Origin of the sequence: Micromonospora sp. WMMD987 (assembly GCF_029581435.1) — a bacterium.
Lineage (GTDB): Bacteria > Actinomycetota > Actinomycetes > Mycobacteriales > Micromonosporaceae > Micromonospora > Micromonospora rifamycinica.
Map to the genome: position 1 here is coordinate 2,673,280 of NZ_CP120861.1, position 18,348 is coordinate 2,691,627.

The following is an 18,348-nucleotide window of genomic DNA, read 5'->3' on the forward strand; positions in this document are numbered from 1 at the left end:
CTTCTCGGGTAGTCCATCCATGCGGTGTGGACATCATAGGCGACTCGCCTTTTCGCAAGGGTCGACATCGCACTCGACGACCGTCAACGGGCGGCCCAACGTGGCCAGCGCACCCCGGTAACCGTCGCCGACGGCCAGGTCGCTCAGGTGCACCTCGATCTGCGGTGGCGGACGGTTCGCCCAGCTCAGCAGGCGTGCGGGGGCGTCCGGGGCGCTGACGGTGAGGTCGGCCGGGGACAGCACCAGACCGTCCCCGGTCGCCTTGAGGATGGCCTCCTTACGGGTCCAGTACCGGATGAACCCGGCGAGTCGCCGCTGCTCGGGCAGGTCGTCGAGCACCCGACGCTCCGCCGTCGACAGTGCCGAGACCGGAATCCGGCCACCCCGCAACGCCACCCGCTCGATGTCCACCCCGCACACGGTGTCGCGGGCGATCGCCACCACCACCCGCGCCGCCGAGTGGGACACCGACACGTGCAGCACACCCGTGGCGGTGTGCACCTCCAGCCGACCGTGCGGACCGGCGCAGTGCCGGCAGGTCGACGAGAAGACGACGTCCCGGGGAGCGGTGTCGGCGTGTCGGGCGGCCAGCAGCCGCGCCACGACCCGGCCGGTCACGAAGCGTGCCCGGGCCTGCTCATGGGCCAGCGTCCGGGCGCGCGCCCGTTCGGCGTCGTCGAGGAGGGCGGACAGTGGTCCGGGGACCGGCGCTACCGGGCACCGCCAGATCAGGCACTCGTCGCCGCCGAGCCGATCGTCCACGCCGTGCCCCCGTCCGCCGGCGTCTTCCGCCTCGCCTTGGTGGCGAGTCTTTACTAGTGTTGCCGACTATCTCTAGACCCGAGTCGAAAGTCGCTGATAGCTTAGCGCCAGCCGACCGGAGACGTCATACCGGAGACGTGGTAGAGCCGCACCGAGGAGACGCGACATTGGACGCTGCCGCCGACACCGAAACGACCCTGACCCTCGACGGCATGCGGGCAGACGTCGCGGAGGCTCTCGGCTGCCCGCCACCGTCGGTGGGCGACGACGACGATCTGCTGATGCTCGGCCTGGACTCGATCGCGCTCATGCGGCTGGCCAGCCGCTGGCACCGTCAGGGCGCACCGGTCACCTTCAGCACCCTCATCGAATGGCGCACCCTCGCCCAGTGGTGGAGCCTGATCGAGGAACGTCACACCGAAGCCCGCCCGGCCCCCCTGCCGCCCGTGGCGGTCGACGAGTCCGCGCCGTTCGGCCTGGCCACCATGCAGCACGCGTACTGGGTGGGCCGGGCCGACGGGCAACCGCTGGGCGGCGTCGGCGCCCACTTCTACAACGAGTTCGACGGCACCGGCGTCGAGCCCGACCGGCTCGACGCCGCCGTCCGCGCCGTGCTGCGGCGACACGGGATGCTCCGGGCCGAGTTCCACCCCGACGGCACCCAGCGCATCCGGCCGGAGAGCCCGTGGCCCGGCCTCACCGTGCACGACCTGCGTGACCTCCCGGCACCACGCTGCGAGGAGGAACTGGCGCGGCTGCGTCACCGGCTGTCCCACCGGCGGCTGCGGGTCGAGCAGGCGGAGACCTTCGACATCCAGCTGTCCCTGCTGCCCGGCGACGCCACCCGGGTGCACGTACACGTCGAGATGCTGGTCGCCGACGCGCACAGCTTCCGCCTCATCCTGTCCGACCTGGCGGCCTTCTACCGCGACCCCGACCGTCGGACATCTCCGGTCGGCCTCAGCTACCCCGCCTACCTGGCCACCGTCGCCGCCCGCCCGGACGAGGCCCGCGACCGCGCCCGGGAGTACTGGCGTGAGCGCTTGGACACCCTGCCCGGCCCGCCCCAACTGCCGACCGCCGTCGACCCGGCCAGCGTCACCAACCACCAGGTGGTCCGCCGCTACCACTGGCTCACCCCGGCGCAGCAGGCCGAACTGGAGCGGCGTGCGGCGTCGGCGGGGGTCACCCTGTCGATGGTGTTCCTCACCGCCTTCGCGGAGGTGCTCGCCGCCTGGAGCAGCACCGGCCGCTTCGTGCTGAACCTGCCGATGTACGACCGCCGCCCCGTCCACCCCGAGGTCGGCGAGGTCGTCGGCGACTTCACCAACCTGATCCTGCTGGAGATCGACACGACCGGTTCGGCCGGCTTCGTCGACCTCGTCCGTCGGCAACAGGACCGGCTGCGCAGCGACGCCGCCCACGCCGCGTACAGCGGGGTCGACGTGCTGCGCGACCTGTCCCGCGCCCGCGGCGGCCAACCCGTCGGCGCACCCGTCGTCTTCACCAGCGCGTTGAGCCTCGGTGAGCTGTTCGACGCCGAGGTCCGCAACTGCTTCGGCACGCCCGGCTGGACCATGTCCCAGACCCCCCAGGTCTGGCTCGACTACCAGATCACCGAGCGGGAGGACGGCCTCTACCTCAACTGGGACGTCGTGGACGAGCTGTTCCCCGACGGGTTCGTCGCCGACATGTTCGCCGCCTACCTGGGCATCGTCGACTGGCTGCTGGACCCGGCCACCGACTGGTCCGCGCGGGCCCCGATCGCGCTGCCCGCGCACACGTCGGCCGCGCGGGCGGCGGCCAACGACACCGCCGGACCCACCGACGACCGGCCCCTGCACGGCGACGTGTTCGCCCTCGCGGCCCGCGAGCCCGACCGGCCGGCGGTCCTGTCCGGGACCGACCCGACGGGCGTGCTCAGCTACGGCGACCTCGCCGGCCGTGCGCAGGCGCTCGCCGACGAACTGACCGGCCGGGGCCTGACCCCCGGCGAGGCCGTCGCCGTCACCCTGCCCAAGGGCCCCGACCAGATCGTGGCCGTGCTCGGCGTGCTGCGGGCCGGCGGTGTCTACGTGCCGATCGGTGTCGACCAGCCCGACGCCCGGCGTGAGCTGATCCGGGCCACCGCCCAGGCCCGCCTCACGGTCACCACCGCACCGGCCGGGCCCGGGTCACCCGACCCCTCGACGGTGCTGACCGTCCCCGCCGTCGGGGTGCCGCCGCGCGCCGACGCGCCGACGGTCGATCCCGAACAGGACGCCTACCTGCTGTTCACCTCCGGCTCCACCGGCACCCCGAAGGGCGTACGGGTGCCCCACCGGGCCGCCCGGAACACCCTCGACGACCTGGTCCGACGGTTCGACATCGGCCCGGACGACCGCGTCCTCGCGGTTTCGGCACTCGACTTCGACCTGTCGGTGTTCGACATCTTCGCCCTGCTCGGCAGCGGCGGCGCCGTCGTCACCGTGGACGAGGACACCCGCCGCGACCCGGCCGCCTGGCTCCGCCTGGTCCACCGGCACCGGGTGACCGTCTGGCAGTCCGTACCGGCCCTGCTCGACCTGCTGCTGACCCAGGCCGAGGCGACGGACGACGGCGCACTGCCGCTGCGCCTCGCCGTCCTCGGCGGCGACCGGGTCGGTCTCGACCTGGCCGGTCGGCTCGCCCGGCTGGCCCCGGACAGCCGGCTGTACGGCCTCGGCGGCACCACCGAGACGGCGATCCACTCCACCGTTCAACTCGCCCCGGTCGACCCGCCGTCGCACTGGCGGTCGGTGCCGTACGGCGTGCCGCTGCGCAACCAGCTGATGCGGGTCGTCGACGAACACGGCCGGGACCGGCCGGACTGGGTGCCCGGCGAACTGTGGATCGGCGGCCGGTCGGTCGCCGCCGGCTACGCGGGCGACCCGCGGCGCACCGCCGACCGCTTCGTCGACCACGCCGGACAGCGCTGGTACCGCACCGGCGACCTGGCCCGGTACTGGCCCGACGGCACGGTGGACTTCCTCGGGCGCACCGACTTCCAGGTCAAGATCCGGGGACACCGGATCGAACTCGGCGAGATCGAGGCCGCGCTGGAGCGCGATCCCGACGTCTCCCGCGCCGCCGCCCACGTGGTCGACGGCACCAGCCTCGCCGCCGCCGTCACCGTCACCCGCGCCGACGCGGACCCAGGGGCGATCCGCCAGCGGGCCGCCGACCAGCTGCCGCCGTACATGGTGCCGGCCGTCGTGGTGGTCCTCGACGCGTTCCCGCTGTCCGCCAACGGCAAGATCGACCGTGGCCGGCTCCCCGACCTGCTCGCCACCCGATCCGCCGTCGCGGGCACCCCGCCGCGCGGCGCGGTCGAGACGACCGTGGCCGCCCTCTGGTCGGAACTGCTCGCCGTGCCCGAGGTGTCCCGGGAGGACAACTTCTTCGCCCTCGGCGGCGACAGCCTGGTCGCCACCCGCCTGCTGACCCGACTACGGGAGGCCGGCATCACCGGCGCCGAACTGCGGCACCTGTTCCACGCCCGCGACCTGGCCGGCTTCGCCCGGCCGCTGCGCGCCGAGGGCACGACGGACACCCACGCCGGACGGCGTGAGCTGACCGCCGACCCGGACCACCGGCACGACCCGTTCCCGCCCACCGACGTGCAGCGCGCGTACTGGATGGGCCGCACCGACGACTTCGCCCTCGGCGGGGTCGGCTCCCACTGGTACTGGGAGTTCGACGGTGGGGACGTCGACCTCGACCGGCTGGGCCGTGCGGTCAACACCCTCATCATCCGGCACGAGATGCTCCGCGCCGTCTTCGACGACAACGGCGACCAGCGGATCCTGCCCGAGGTGCCGCCGTTCACCATCACCGTCCACGACGGGCACGAACACCTGGCGACACTGCGCGAACACCTGTCGCACCGGATCCCGGACCCGTCCCGCTGGCCGCTGATCGACATCCAGGCCGTCCGGCACCCCGGCGGCACCCGGGTCGCGTTCAGCTTCGACTACATCGTGCTGGACGCACTGAGCATCGTCGTCTTCTTCTCCGAACTGTCCACCCTCTACCGCGACCCCGACGCCGCGCTGCGGCCCCTGGGCGTGTCGTTCCGCGACTACGTGCTCGGCGCCGCACCGCCGCCGGAGGTGGTCGGGCAGGCCCAGGCGTACTGGCGCGGACGGCTCGACGACATCGCCCCGCCCCCCGCGCTGCCGCTGGCCGTCGACCCGGAAACCCTGGTCGCACCGAGGTTCGTCCGCCGGGAACGCAGCCTCACACCCCGGCAGTGGGCGGCGATCACCCGCCGCGCCCGCGACCAGCGGCTCACCCCGGCCGCCGTGCTCGCCACCGCCTACGCCGAGGTGCTCAGCGCCTACAGCGGACAGGACGCGCTGACCCTCAACCTGACCATGTTCCAACGCCACGACGTGCACCCGGACATCGGCGCGATCCTCGGTGACTTCACCTCACTGGTGCTGGTCGGCTACCGGGGCGCGGCCGGCCGGTCGTGGCGGGAGACCGCCCACCTGTTCCAGCAGGACCTGTGGGCCGGGCTGGAACACAACGACGTCTCCGCCCTGTGGGTGCTGCGGGAGCTGGCCCGCCGCCGCGACGGCGGCACGGTGAGCATGCCGATCGTGTTCACCAGCGCCCTCGGTGTGGCCGCCGACCTGGTCAACATGCGGTTCCCGTTCGGCGAACTGACCTGGGGCGTCTCGCAGACCCCGCAGGTGTGGCTGGACAACCAGGTGATGGAACGCGACGGCGGCCTCACCTTCAACTGGGACAGCGTCGACGAGCTCTTCCCCGACGGGCTGCTCGACGCCATGTTCGACGCCTACCACCGGCTGCTGTGCTGGCTCGCCGACGGCGAGTGGGACCGGCCGCTGCCGGACATGCTGCCGCCGGCCCAGCGCGCGGTCCGGGCCGCCGTCAACGCCACCGACGCGCCGGCCCCCGACCACACCCTGCACGGACCGTTCTTCGAAAACGCCACCCGCGATCCCGACCGGCTCGCGGTCGCCTACGGCGAGACGTCGGTCAGCTACGGCGAACTGGCGACCCGGGCGCTGCGGATCGCCGGGGCGCTGCTGCGCGCCGGGGTGGAACCGGGCGAGGCCGTCGCCGTCACCGTGCCCCGCGGACCGGACCAGGTCGCCGCGGTGCTCGGCGTGCTGGCCGCCGGGGCGTCGTACGTGCCGGTCAGCGTCGACCAACCCGCGGCCCGCCGCGACCGCATCTACGCCAAGGCGCAGGTGACCGCCGTGGTGGGCCGGCCCGGTGTGCACCACCTGCCGACCGTGCCCCCCGACGTGGCGGGACCTGCGCTGCGCGGGCCGGTGACGGTCGACCCGCGGGCGCTGGCCTACACGATCTTCACCTCCGGCTCCACCGGCGAGCCGAAGGGCGTGGAGATCACCCACCGGGCGGCCGTCAACACGGTGACCGACGTCAACTCCCGCTACGGTGTCGGACCGGACGACCGGGTGCTGGCCATCTCCGCGCTCGACTTCGACCTGTCCGTCTACGACGTGTTCGGCCTGCTCGGCGTCGGCGGGGCGCTGGTCGTGCCGGCCGAGGAGGAACGCCGGGAAGCGCGCCGCTGGGCGGAGCTGGTCCACCGGTGGAACGTCACCGTCTGGAACTCGGTGCCGGCCCTGCTGGACATGCTGCTCGTGGCCGCCGGTGAACACCCGCCGGCCAGCCTGCGGGTGGCCCTGCTCTCCGGCGACTGGATCGGCCTGGACCTGCCCGACCGGCTGGCACACCTCGCCCCGCACGCCCGGTTCGTCGCCCTCGGCGGCGCCACCGAGGGCGCGATCTGGTCCAACGCCCACGAGGTCGGGGCGGTACCGGAACACTGGCGTTCCATCCCCTACGGCCGCCCGCTGCGCAACCAGCGGTACCGGGTGACCGACCCGCGCGGCCGGGACTGCCCGGACTGGGTGCCCGGCGAACTGCGCATCGGCGGCGCGGGCGTGGCCTCGGGCTACCGCAACGCCCCGGAGCTGACCGCCCGGCAGTTCTCCGTCGACGCCGAGGACCGCCGCTGGTACCGCACCGGCGACCTGGGCCGCTACTGGCCGGACGGGACACTGGAGTTCCTCGGCCGGGTCGACTTCCAGGTGAAGGTGCGCGGGCACCGGATCGAACTCGGCGAGATCGAGGCCGCCGCCGAGGCCCACCCGCTCGTCGGGCGGGCGGTGGCGATGGTCGTCGGGCAGGCGCCGACCCAGCACATCGGCCTCGCCGTCGTCCCCGCCACCGAGGGCGCGGAGGCCGACCTGGCCGGCTGGCTGGCCGAGCGGCTGCCCGCCTACATGGTGCCCGAGTACGTCGTGACGGTGCCGCAGCTGCCGCTGACCGGCAACGGCAAGGTCGACCGTCAACAACTCGGCACGCTGCTGCGCGCCGACCCGCTCGACGACGACGCCGAGCCCCCCAAGGGACCGACCGAGGAGACCCTCGCCGCGCTCTGGTCGCAGCTGCTCGACCAGCCGGTCGTCGACCGTCGGCACAGCTTCTTCGCCCTGGGCGGGGACAGCCTGCTGGCCACCCGCCTGCTGGAGACGCTGCGGCAACGGCTCGGCGTCGCCATGACCCTGCGGCAACTGTTCGCCGTACCCGTGCTGGCCGAGCTGGCGGCTGCTGTCGACGAGCAGCTGCGCACCTCAGCCGACGAAGACGTCGAGGAAGGTGTCATATGAGCAACGACCCCCGCATCCCTGTCCAGCGGCTGGTCACCGACCTCGAACGGGCCGGCCTACGGCTGTGGGCCGAGGACGGCGCGCTGAAGTTCCGGGCGCCCGCCGGCTTCATGACCGACGAGCGGCGTGCCCTGCTGCGGGCCCGCCGCGACGAGATCCTCGCCCACCTGGCCAACGGCGGCATGCCGCGCGTCGTACCGGACTCCGAGCACCGGCACGAACCGTTTCCGATCACCGAGGTGCAGTCGGCGTACCTGCTGGGCCGCGGCTCGACCTTCGCCTACGGCGGCGTCGCCTGCCACGGCTACGGCGAGCTGCACTACCCGGATCTGGACCCGGAACGGATGACCCGCGCCTGGCAGGCGCTGATCGCCCGGCACGACATGCTCCGGGCGGTGATCGACATCGACGGCTCGCAGCGGGTGCTGCCGCAGGTCGAGCAGTACCAGGTCGCCGTGCACGACCTGCGGGGACACGACCGGGAGGCGTTCGACCGCGGGGTCGCCGAGGTGCGCTCGGCGATGGACCACCGGGTGTTCCGGCCCGACGTCTGGCCGCTGTTCGAGGCGCGGCTGACCCGCGGTGACGACGAGGCCGTGCTGCACGTGTCGGTGGACTTCCTGATCGCCGACTTCGTCAGCATCCAGATCATCCTCGACGAGCTGCACCGGCTCTACCACGACACCGGGCCGCTGCCCGAGCTGGAGATCGGCTTCCGGGACTACCTGCTGGCCGAGCGGAACTGGTCGGCCGGCCGCCGGGAGACCGACCGCGACTACTGGCTGCGCCGGGTGGACGACCTGCCGCCCGGCCCGGAACTGCCGGTCACCGCCCGCGCCCGGCAGACCGACGGCCGGTTCCGTCGACTGGCCACCACCCTGACCCCCGAGCTGTGGGAGGGGCTGCGCAAGCACGCGGGACAGCACGACGTCAGCCCGTCGGGGGCGGTGCTCGCCGCGTACGCGTACGTCATCGGCGCGTGGAGCCGCCGCCCCACGTTCACCCTGAACGTCACGCTGCTGAACCGGCTGCCCCTGCACCCGCAGGTGCCCGCCGTCGTCGGCGACTTCACCGGCGTGGAGCTGCTCGCCGTCGACCAGCGCGGGGCGGACACCTTCGACCGGTGGGCCCGCACCGTGCAGGCCCAGCTGTGGCAGGACATGGACCACCGGGCGTTCTCCGGCATCGAGGTGATGCGGGAGGTCACCCGGCGACGGGGCGCCGAGGCGGCGCTGTTCCCCGTCGTCTTCACCAGCGCGATCGGACTCGGCGAGGCCGGCGCCACGGAATCGGTGTCCCAGGGACGGCTCGGCTACGGGATCAGCCAGACCCCGCAGGTCGTCATCGACTGCCAGAACTCCGAGCGCGACGGCGGGCTGTCGACCAACTGGGACGTCCGCGAGGGCGTGCTGCCCGACGGCGTGGCCGACGACATGTTCGCCGCCTTCGAGCAGTTGCTGGGTCAGCTCGCCACCGACGACCAGGCGTGGCAGCGTGCCCCGTCGAGCCTGCTGCCGCCGCGGCAGCGTCGACGCCGCGAGGAGGTCAACGCCACCGCCGCCCCGTTGGTCCGGGCCCGCCTGCACGACGCGGTCTTCGCCCAGGCCCGGCTCACCCCGGACGCCCCGGCGGTCGTGCACGGCACGACCACCCTGAGCTACCGCGACCTGGCCGCCCGCGCCACCGGCGTCGCCGACCGGCTCGTCGCGTCCGGCTGCGCCCCCGGCGACCTCGTCGGGGTGACCCTGGAACGCGGCCCGGCGCAGGTCGTGGCCGTCCTCGGCGCGCTGCTCGCCGGTGCCGTGTACGTGCCGGTGGACACCGTGCAGCCCGCCGCCCGACGCGACACGATCCTCACCGGTGCCGGCGTACGGCACGTGTTGACCTCCCGTGCCCTGACCGCCGGGCAGTGGCCGTCCGGGGTGACCCTGCTGGCGGTGGACGAGGTGCCACCCGCCGACCCGCCCGGCGAACCGGGCGGAGCGCAGCCCGCCGACCTGGCGTACGTCATCCACACCTCGGGCTCCAGCGGAACGCCCAAGGGCGTCATGATCAGCCACGAGGCGGCGCTGAACACCGTCCTCGACATCAACGCCCGGTTCGCCGTCGGCCCGCGGGACCGGGTGCTCGGCCTGTCCCACCTCGGCTTCGACCTGTCGGTGTACGACGTCTTCGGCCCGCTGTCCGTCGGCGGCGCCCTGGTCATCCCGGACGCCGAACGGCGGGCCGACCCGTCGCACTGGGCCGACCTGGTGGCCACCCACGGCGTGACGGTGTGGAACTCCGTGCCCGCCCAGCTCCAGATGCTCTCCGGGTACCTCGGGGTGGCCGGCACCGCGCTGCCGTCCCTGCGACTGGCGATGCTCTCCGGCGACTGGATCCCGGTGGCCCTGCCCGACCAGATCCGCGCCCAGGTGCCCGGCCTGACCGTGGTCAGCCTCGGTGGGGCGACCGAGGCGTCCATCTGGTCGATCCACTACCCGATCGGCACGGTCGGCGAGGGTTGGGCCAGCATCCCGTACGGCCGACCGCTGACCAACCAGACCTTCCACGTCCTCGACCCGCTGCTGCGGCCCTGCCCGGACTGGGTCACCGGCGAGCTGTACATCGGCGGCTCCGGCCTGGCCGCCGGCTACCTGCACGACCCCGAGCGCACGGCCGAGCGGTTCATCGTGCACCCCGCCACCGGTGAACGCCTGTACCGCACCGGAGACCTGGGACGGTACCTGCCCGACGGCGACATCGAGTTCCTCGGCCGGGAGGACCACCAGGTCAAGATCCGTGGCCACCGCATCGAGCTGGCCGAGATCGAGACCGCCCTGCAGGGCCACCCCGACGTCGCCGCGGCGGCGGTGCTGGTCGCCGGCGACCAGCCGCTGGAACGCACGCTCGTCGCCTTCGCGCAGCCCGCCACCGCGACACCCCCGGCCCCGCGGGTGTCCGAGCTGACGGCCGTCGCGGTCCGGGCCGGCGACACCGCGCTCGACGGCGTCGACCCGGACCGCTACCTGGAGTACGCCCACCGGCTCGACCAGGTGGCCCTGCCCGCCATGCTGGACACCTTCCGTCGCGCCGGCATGTTCACCACCCCCGGGGACCGGCGGACCGCCGCCGAGATCGTCGCCGCCACCGGGGCCGCGCCCCGGCACCACCGGCTGCTGCACCGCTGGCTCGCCGCCCTGGTCACCGAGGGACTGCTGACCGTCGACGGCGACCACTACCGGCTCACCGGCACCGTCGCACCGGACGCGCTGGACACCGCGTGGGCTGCGGTGGACGCGGTCGCGCTACCGGGCGAGGAGCGCCTGCTGGACTACTTCCGGGCCAGCATCCACCACCTGCCGGCGCTGCTGCGCGGCGACGAGGATCCGCTGCGGCTGCTCTTCCCCGAGGGCCGTCTCGACGTCTCCGAACAGCTCTACGAGGAGGCGGTGTTCAACCGCTGGGCCAACCGGGCCGCCGGGGCCGTCGTGGCGGAACTCGGCACCCGCTCCCGGCGTCCCGGCCCGCTGCGCGTGCTGGAGGTGGGCGCGGGTGGCGGCGGCACCACGGCGGCGGTCCTCGACGCGCTCGCCGGGCAGGACATCGACTACCTGTGCACCGACCTGTCCCCCTACTTCGTGGGGAAGTCGCAGGCCCGCTTCGCCGAGGTGCCCGGCGTCCGGTTCGGCCTGTACGACCTGGACGGCGACCCCACCGAGCAGGGCCTCGCACCCAACTCCTTCGACCTGGTCGTCGCGGGGGACGTGCTGCACACCACCGCCGACGTCGACCGGGTCCTGGAGCGGCTGCGCGGGCTGCTCGCCCCCGGTGGATGGCTGGTGGCGCTGGAGATGACCCGCGACCACTACCAGATCATGACGTCGCTGGAGCTGCTGGTCCGCCTCGACGACGCCACCGGCGACTTCACCGACGACCGCGCCGGGACCGGGGCGGTCTTCCTCACCCGTGACCGGTGGCGCGACATCCTCGACCGGGCCGGCGCCGACGCCGACGTCTGCCTGCCCGCCGAGGACACCTTCGTCGGACGGATGGGCATGTGCGTGCTCGCCGCCCGGTTCAAGGCCGACCGTGCCCCCGCGCACCCCCGGACGCTCACCGACCACCTGCGCGCCGCGCTGCCCGAGTACATGGTGCCGGGCACCGTGGAGATCCTCGACGAGCTGCCGGTCACCGACAACGGCAAGATCGACCGTCGGTCCCTGGCCGGGCGACTGGGCCGCCGGCAGAGCAGGACACAGACCGGCCTGGCCGGGGTGGCCCCCGAGACCGACCTCGAACGCGACCTGGTCGCGATGTGGAGCGAGGCCCTGGGCACCCCGGTCGGCCGCGACGGCAACCTGTTCGAACTCGGCGGGGACTCGCTGGTGGCCGCCCAACTGGCCGGGCGGATCATCGAGGAGATACCGCTCGCCCGCACCCTGTTCTTCGACGAGGTGCTGCGCAACCTGTTGGAACTGGCCACCGTCGCCCGGCTCGCGCAGTGGCTGACCGCCGCCGCCGAGGCGGGGGAGCAGCCCACCGAGACCGGCCCGCAACGCCGGGCCGACCTGCTCGTCGCCGTCCACGCCGAGGGCACCGGCGTACCCCGGATCTTCCTGCCCGACGAGACGGGATCGGCCGACGGGGTCGCCCCGCTCGCCGCGGCGTTGCGCCCCGCGGCACCGGCCTGGGTGTTCACCGGCGCGGGGCTGGACCTGCTGCCCTCGGTGGACAACGCCGCCGCCGCGTACGCCCAGGCGGTCGTCGACGCCGACCTGCCCCAGGTGGAACTGCTCGCCCACGGACCGATGGCGGTCCTCGCCATCGAGGTGGCCCGCAACCTGACCGAACGCGGGGTGCTCGTCGAAGGTCTGCGCCTGGTCGCCGGCCACCGCCCCGACCCCGGCACCGGGGACGGGCCGACCGCCGGGGTACGCGACGCCCTCGCCCGCCACGAGCCGTCCATCTACGCCGGGGACATCACGGTGGTGCGCCCGGCGCGGGACGCGGAGACCGAGTTCTGGGAGGACCTCTGCCTCGGCAACTTCGACGTGGTCGACACGGACCTGTCGACGGAGCAGCTGCGCTGGTCCGCCGAGCCGGTCGCGCTGTCCACCGCGTTGGGTCCGGCGCGGTGAGCCACCCGGTCCCCGGCACCGGCGGGCCGGGCACCCGTACCCGACGCGGCACCGGTGACCCCGGCGCGTCGCACCCGGCCGGCGGAGGCACCCGGTGACCCGGCCGGTGGTCGGCGTGGTCGGCGCGGCCGGCGCGGTGGGCACCGCCGCCGTCACCGAACTGCACCGGCACCGCCGCTACGCGTTGCGCCTCGCCGGCCGCCGCCGCGCACCCCTCGACGCGCTGCGCGGCGGGCTGCCCGCCGACGGCGACCCCCCGCCCACCGTCGAGTTCCTCGACCTCGCCGACACCGACGCCCTGCGGCGCTACTGCGCCGGCTGCGACGTCGTGCTCAACTGCGCCGGGCCGGCCCACCTCGTCGAGGACCGGGTGGCGCGGGCCGCGCTCGCCGCCGGCGCCGACTACGTCGACGCCGCCGGAGACGACGTGCTGTGGGAGCAGGTCCGCACCCTGACGACGGGAGCACCGCAGCGCACCGCCGTCATCAGCGCCGGCATGATGCCCGGCCTGAGCGCGCTGCTGCCCCGACACCTCGCCGCCACCACGCCCGCGCCGCCGCGCGCGTTGCTGGGCTACCTCGGCGGCCGGGACCGGTTCACCGCCACCGCCGCCGCCGACTACCTGCGGGTGGGGGAGGGGTTCGGTCAGGCCGGGGCGGCGCTGACCGGGGGCGTGCGGGCCGCCCGGCCACTGCCCACCCGTACCGACGTCGAGCTGCCGTTCTTCCCCGAACCGGCCACCGCCGTGCCGTACCTGAGCACCGAGCTGGAACGGGTCGCCCGGAGCCTGGGCGTCGCCGACGCCACCTGGTACTCCGTCTTCGCCGGCCCGCACGTGGCGCAGGTGCTGCGGCAGCCCCCCGGCGGTGGGGACGCCCCCGAGTCCCTGCGCCGCGCCGCCGAACTCGACACCTTCGGACACCCGACGTACCAGCTGATCGTCGTGGAACTGACCACCGCGGCCGGTGACGCCCGGACCCTGGTGCTGCGCGGGACGAGTGCCAGCGCGCTGACCGGCGTGTTCGCCGCCGTCGCCGTGGCGGCGCTCACCGGGGGGAACCTGCCCGCCGGCCCGCACCACGCGGGTGAGGCGCTCGACCCGCGGTTCGCCGTCGACCTGCTCACCGGCTCCGCCGAGGTGAGCGACCTGAGCGTGTACGACAGTGACGCCGCCGGTGTCGGCGGCCACGTGGAGGAGGCACTGTGAGGCAACGTCCCCGGGTCGTCGTCTGCGGCGCCCGTTTCGGCCAGGTCTACCTGGAGGCGTTCCGCAACCCGGACCTGCCCTTCGAGCTGGCCGGCGTGGTCGCCGCCGGCAGCGAACGCTCCCGGGCCTGCGCCCGCCGCTACGGCGCACCGCTGTACACCGATCCGGAGCAGCTGCCCGACGACATCGACATGGCGTGCGTGGTGATCCGGGGCGGCCTGCTCGGCGGCCGGGGCTCGGACCTGGCCCGCGCCCTGATGGCCCGGGGCATCCACGTGCTCCAGGAGCACCCGCTGCACCACGACGAGCTGGCGGAGAACCTGCGCACCGCCCGCCGGCACGGCGTCGTCTACCACCTGAACCCGTTCTACACCCACGTCGCCCCGGTCCGCCGGTTCGTCGCGGCGGCACAGGAGCTGACCCGGCGGCAACGCCCGCTCTACGTCGACGCGGCGGCCGGGTTCCAGCTCGCGTACTCCCTGCTGGACATCCTCGGCCAGGCCCTCGGCGGGGTGCGCCCCTTCGTCTTCGGTGACCTGCCGGAGTCGACGCCGCCGGTGCGCGCCGCGACCACCCTGGACATCCCGTTCCGCAGCCTCGACGGGGTGCTGGCCGGGGTGCCCGTCACCCTCCGGGTGCAGAACCAGATGGACCCCGCCGACCCGGACAACTACGCCCACCTGATGCACCGGATCAGCATCGGCACGGAGGCCGGGAACCTCACCCTGGTCAACACCCACGGACCGGTCGTCTGGTCGGCCCGCCCCGACTTCCCCCGCGAGGTCGCCGACCCCAACGCCGACCCCCACTACGCCACCATGCCGGACGACGCCCAGGCCCCCAGCGCCGTGGTGCTGGGACCGGCCACCGTGCCGTCGTACCGGCACATCTTCCGCAGCCTGTGGCCGGCCGGCATCGCGCACGCCCTCACCGAGCTGCGCCAGGCCGTCGAGGAACGGCAGGATCCGTTGCGCCGGGGCCAGCACCACCTGTCGCTGTGCAAGCTGTGGCAGGACCTGACCCTGCGGCTCGGGCCGCCGGAGCTGCTCTCCTCCACCCCGCCCCGGGCGTTGACCGACGACGACCTCGCCGCGATCGCCGCCGCCGGTGACAAGGCGGCCGGCTCGTGACGACGAACGCGCAGACCACCTCCTGGTTGCGCCGCTACCGGCCGCGTCCGGCCGCGACCAGGCGGCTGGTCTGCTTCCCGTTCGCCAGCGGCAACGCGACCTTCTACCGGCAGTGGGCGGTACGGCTGCCTGCCGAGGTGGAGGTCGTGGCGGTGCAGTACCCCGGCCGGCTGGACCGCATCCACGAGCCGTGCGTGACGGACATGGACACGATGGTCGACGGGATCGTCGCCGCGTTGCAACCGCTGCTGCGCGACGACCTCACCCTGTTCGGGCACAGCATGGGTGCCGCCGTCGCGTACGAGGTGGCGCACCGGCTCGAACACGGCCTCGGGCTGCCGCCGCGCCGGCTGATCGTCTCCGGCCGTCCGGCCCCGCAGCACCACCGGCCGGGCGTCAAGCACCTCGGCAGCGACGAGGACCTCTGGGACGAACTGCGCCGCCTCGGCGGCACCACGGACGAGACACTGGCCCACCCGGAGCTGCGTAGCGCCCTGCTGCCCACCCTGCGGGCCGACTACCGCCTCGTCGAGACGTACCGGCCCACCCTCGGCGCACCGCTGTCGGTGCCGGTCACCGCGATCACCGGCGACGACGACCCGGAGGCGCACGTGCCCGAGGTCGCCGACTGGCGACGCCGCACCACCGGGGAGTTCCACCTGCGGGTGCTGCCCGGACACCACTTCTACCTGATCGACCGGCAGGCCGAGGTGCTCGACCACCTCCGCGAGGCGTTCGGACCGACCACCGCCCGGCCCCGCTGACACCGCCCGGCCCCGCTGACACCGGGCGGCCCCGCTGACACCGGGCGGTCACCGCGCCACGGGCTCCCCGGTCGACACCGCCGCGCCGAGCCGCCCGGCGAGATGGTCCTGCCACATCAGGCGGCGGCGGGGCTTGCCACTGCTGGTCCGGGCGACCGCGCCCGCCGGTACGACCAGCGACGTCACCGGTACCCCCTCGGCCACGGCCTCGGCGGCGGCACGGGCCGTCGGCAACCATCCCGGCTCGGGCCGGACCAGCAGCAGGACCACCCGGGGCGCGTCACCGACCTGCCCGAGCAGGGCGGTGATCCGCCCGACCGGCGCCCCGCAGGCCGCCGTCGCCGTCGCCTCGACGTCCTCGGCGAGCAGCATCCGGCCGCGCACCTTGACACCGTCGCCGAGGCGACCCAGCACGAACAGCTCACCGTCGTCGAGGAAGCCGGCGTCGCCGGTGCGCAGTTCGCCGTCGACCAGCCGGGTGCCGCTGGCGGAACCGTCCGCGTCCGCCGGCAGGTAACCCGCGGCCACCGCGGGGCCCCGCACCACGATCTCACCGACCGTCCCGTCGGCGACGCTCCGCCCGTCGTCGTTCACCACCGTCACCCGCGCGCCCGCGAGCGGACGTCCGCAGCCCACCACCTCGCCCTGCTCGACGGTGACGGTCCGCCAACCGGTGTCCAGCGGCAGGCCGGTCACCGACAACGTCGCCTCGGCCAGCCCGTACGCCGGCAGCAGCGCCTCACGGCGCAGCCCGTGCGGGGCGGTGAAGCGGGCGAACTCCGCCAGCAGCGCCGGCCGGATCCGCTCCGCGCCGACGATCACCGCCCGCCATCCGGAGAAGTCCATCCCGGCCAGCGCCGACCGGGGCACCCGCCGCACGATGTGGTCCAGCCCGAAGGCCGGCAGCGCGGTCAGCCGGGCCCCCCGCACACCGAAGCACTCCAGGTACCGCAACGGCCGCCGGACGAAGTCACCGGGCGACATCAGCCACAGGTCCGCCCCGGTGGCCACCGGGGCCAGCAGGCAGCCGACCAGCCCCATGTCGTGGTGCACGGGCAGCCAGGAGGCGGTCGGGTCGTCGGGTGTCATCCGGAGCCACCGCTGGATGCCGGCCACGGTGGCCGCCAGCGCCGGATGGGGCACCCGCACCCCGCGCACCAGGCCGCTGCTGCCCGAGGTGAACTGCACCAACGCGAGCCCGCCCGGCTCCGGCGTCCGCCGGTCGGCCACGGCCCCGGTGAGCAACCCCTCGCCGTCGTACGCCGGCACACCCTCCCCGGCGCACACCTCGGCCACCAGCGACAGCGTGGGGTCGTGCACGACCAGCCGTGGCGTGCTCGCCCTCAGCACGCCCCGCAGGTGCCCGGCCCAGCGCTCCCGGTCGCCGAAGGGCGGCGGTGGCGCCACCGGCGAGGCGGCGGCACCGGCCAGCATGCTGCCGAAGAGCAGCCCCACGAACCGGGGGCCGGTCGTCTCCACGATCGACACCACGTCGCCCGCGCCCACCCCGGCGTCGCGTAGCGCCGCCGCGTACCGGCGCGACAGCGTCGCCAGTTCGGCGTACGACCACAGCCGCCACGACCCGTCGGGCTCGGCGAACCGGATGCCGCGCCGCTCGTCGGGCCGGTCCAGCCAGCCGAGCGGGCCGGTCACGCCGGCGCTGCCTCGATGATCGGGAACATCGGGGTGGAGACGCTGCGGACCAGCTCCAGCCCGGCCCGGTTGAGCAGTTCGCCCTGGTGGGCGAGGGTCCGCGCGCCGCCCGCGGTCAGCGTGTGCATGAGCAGGTCCATCCGGCGGGCCAGGGCGGGCACCTCGGCCTCCTGCCGCCCGGCCTCCATGATGAACAGCCGGCTGTGCGGCTTCATCGCCGCGCGGACCCGGCCGAGGATGCCGACGACCTCGTCGTCGCTCCAGCTGTAGAGGATCCGCTTGAGCACGTACGCGTCGCCGCCGGGCGGGATCGGCCCCTCCAGGAAGCTGCCCGCCACCACCTCCACCCGGTCGGCGACCCCGGCGGCGGCGAGCACCCCGGGGGCGTTGGCCACCACGCCCGGCAGGTCGAACAGCACGCCCCGGCTGCCCCGGACCCGGCGCAGCAGGCTGGACAGGAAACCACCGTTGCCGCCGCCGACGTCGACGATGCTCTCGAAGCGCCGCCAGTCGCAGGCCCGCAGCACCGCCAGCAACTCCATGCCGGTGACCCCGCTCATCACCCTGTCGAACGCCTCGCCGTCCTCGGGCTGGGCGCGCAGGTGGTCCCACATGGACCGGCCGTGCACCACGTCGAACGCGGGGCCGCCGGTGCGGATCGACTCGGCGAGGCCCTCCATCGCCCGGGTGCACGCCACCGGCGACAGGAAGATCTCGCGGGCCGAGTACGGATGCTGCTCGCGCAGCAGGTCCGACAGCGGGGTCAGCGCCACGCTGTCCGGCTCGACCAGCTCGAACACGTCCCGGGTCGCCAGGTACTCCAGCGTCTTGCGCAGCGTCGGCTCGTGCGTCCCGGTCGCCTGGGCCAGCCGGGACATCGGCACCGGCCCGTCCACCAGATGGTCGGCCACGCCGAGCAGGCACACGGCGCGGATGGTGTACGGCAGGAGGTAGTCGCCGAGTTCGAGGAGTTTGAAGATCGAATCGGCGTCGATGGTGCGCCTGGTGCCCACGGGTGTC

The 18,348-nt window shown here is 74.3% G+C and carries 8 protein-coding genes; 5 read left to right on the forward strand and 3 right to left on the reverse strand.

Features of this window, described 5'->3' with window-relative positions; translation table 11 throughout:
- Window positions 1-33: 33 nt before the first annotated feature.
- A complete protein-coding gene (locus O7612_RS11545; protein ID WP_282272959.1) occupies window positions 34-762 on the reverse strand; it encodes a 4'-phosphopantetheinyl transferase superfamily protein in 729 nt (242 codons plus the stop codon).
- A gap of 212 nt (window positions 763-974) precedes the next feature.
- Here O7612_RS11545 and O7612_RS11550 point away from each other — a divergent pair, with 212 nt between their 5' ends.
- The 5 genes from O7612_RS11550 to O7612_RS11570 all read left to right on the forward strand — a co-directional run bounded on the left by O7612_RS11550 (window position 975) and on the right by O7612_RS11570 (window position 15,675).
- The gene (locus O7612_RS11550; RefSeq protein ID WP_282273884.1) at window positions 975-7,454 is read left to right on the forward strand and encodes a non-ribosomal peptide synthetase; all 6,480 of its coding nucleotides are present in this window, start codon (window positions 975-977) and stop codon (window positions 7,452-7,454) included.
- On the forward strand, window positions 7,451-12,574 hold the full coding sequence (locus O7612_RS11555; protein WP_282272961.1) for a non-ribosomal peptide synthetase: 5,124 nt from the start codon (window positions 7,451-7,453) through the stop codon (window positions 12,572-12,574). The genes O7612_RS11550 and O7612_RS11555 overlap by 4 nt, the downstream gene beginning before the upstream one ends.
- Window positions 12,575-12,668: 94 nt before the next feature.
- On the forward strand, window positions 12,669-13,781 hold the full coding sequence (locus O7612_RS11560; protein ID WP_282272963.1) for a saccharopine dehydrogenase NADP-binding domain-containing protein: 1,113 nt from the start codon (window positions 12,669-12,671) through the stop codon (window positions 13,779-13,781).
- Window positions 13,778-14,911, forward strand: coding sequence for a Gfo/Idh/MocA family oxidoreductase (locus O7612_RS11565; protein ID WP_282272965.1), 1,134 nt, complete (start codon window positions 13,778-13,780; stop codon window positions 14,909-14,911). Before O7612_RS11560 ends, O7612_RS11565 begins: the two co-directional genes overlap by 4 nt.
- Window positions 14,908-15,675, forward strand: a complete 768-nt coding sequence (locus O7612_RS11570; RefSeq protein ID WP_282272967.1) for an alpha/beta fold hydrolase — start codon at window positions 14,908-14,910, stop codon at window positions 15,673-15,675. Before O7612_RS11565 ends, O7612_RS11570 begins: the two co-directional genes overlap by 4 nt.
- A 48-nt stretch (window positions 15,676-15,723) precedes the next feature.
- Here the strand turns inward: O7612_RS11570 and O7612_RS11575 are convergent, their stop codons facing one another.
- Window positions 15,724-17,328 (reverse strand): AMP-binding protein, encoded by a 1,605-nt coding sequence (locus O7612_RS11575; protein WP_282272969.1) that lies wholly within the window; start codon window positions 17,326-17,328, stop codon window positions 15,724-15,726.
- Window positions 17,325-18,341, reverse strand: a complete 1,017-nt coding sequence (locus O7612_RS11580; RefSeq protein WP_282272971.1) for a methyltransferase — start codon at window positions 18,339-18,341, stop codon at window positions 17,325-17,327. The genes O7612_RS11575 and O7612_RS11580 overlap by 4 nt, the downstream gene beginning before the upstream one ends.
- Window positions 18,342-18,348 lie beyond the last annotated feature (7 nt).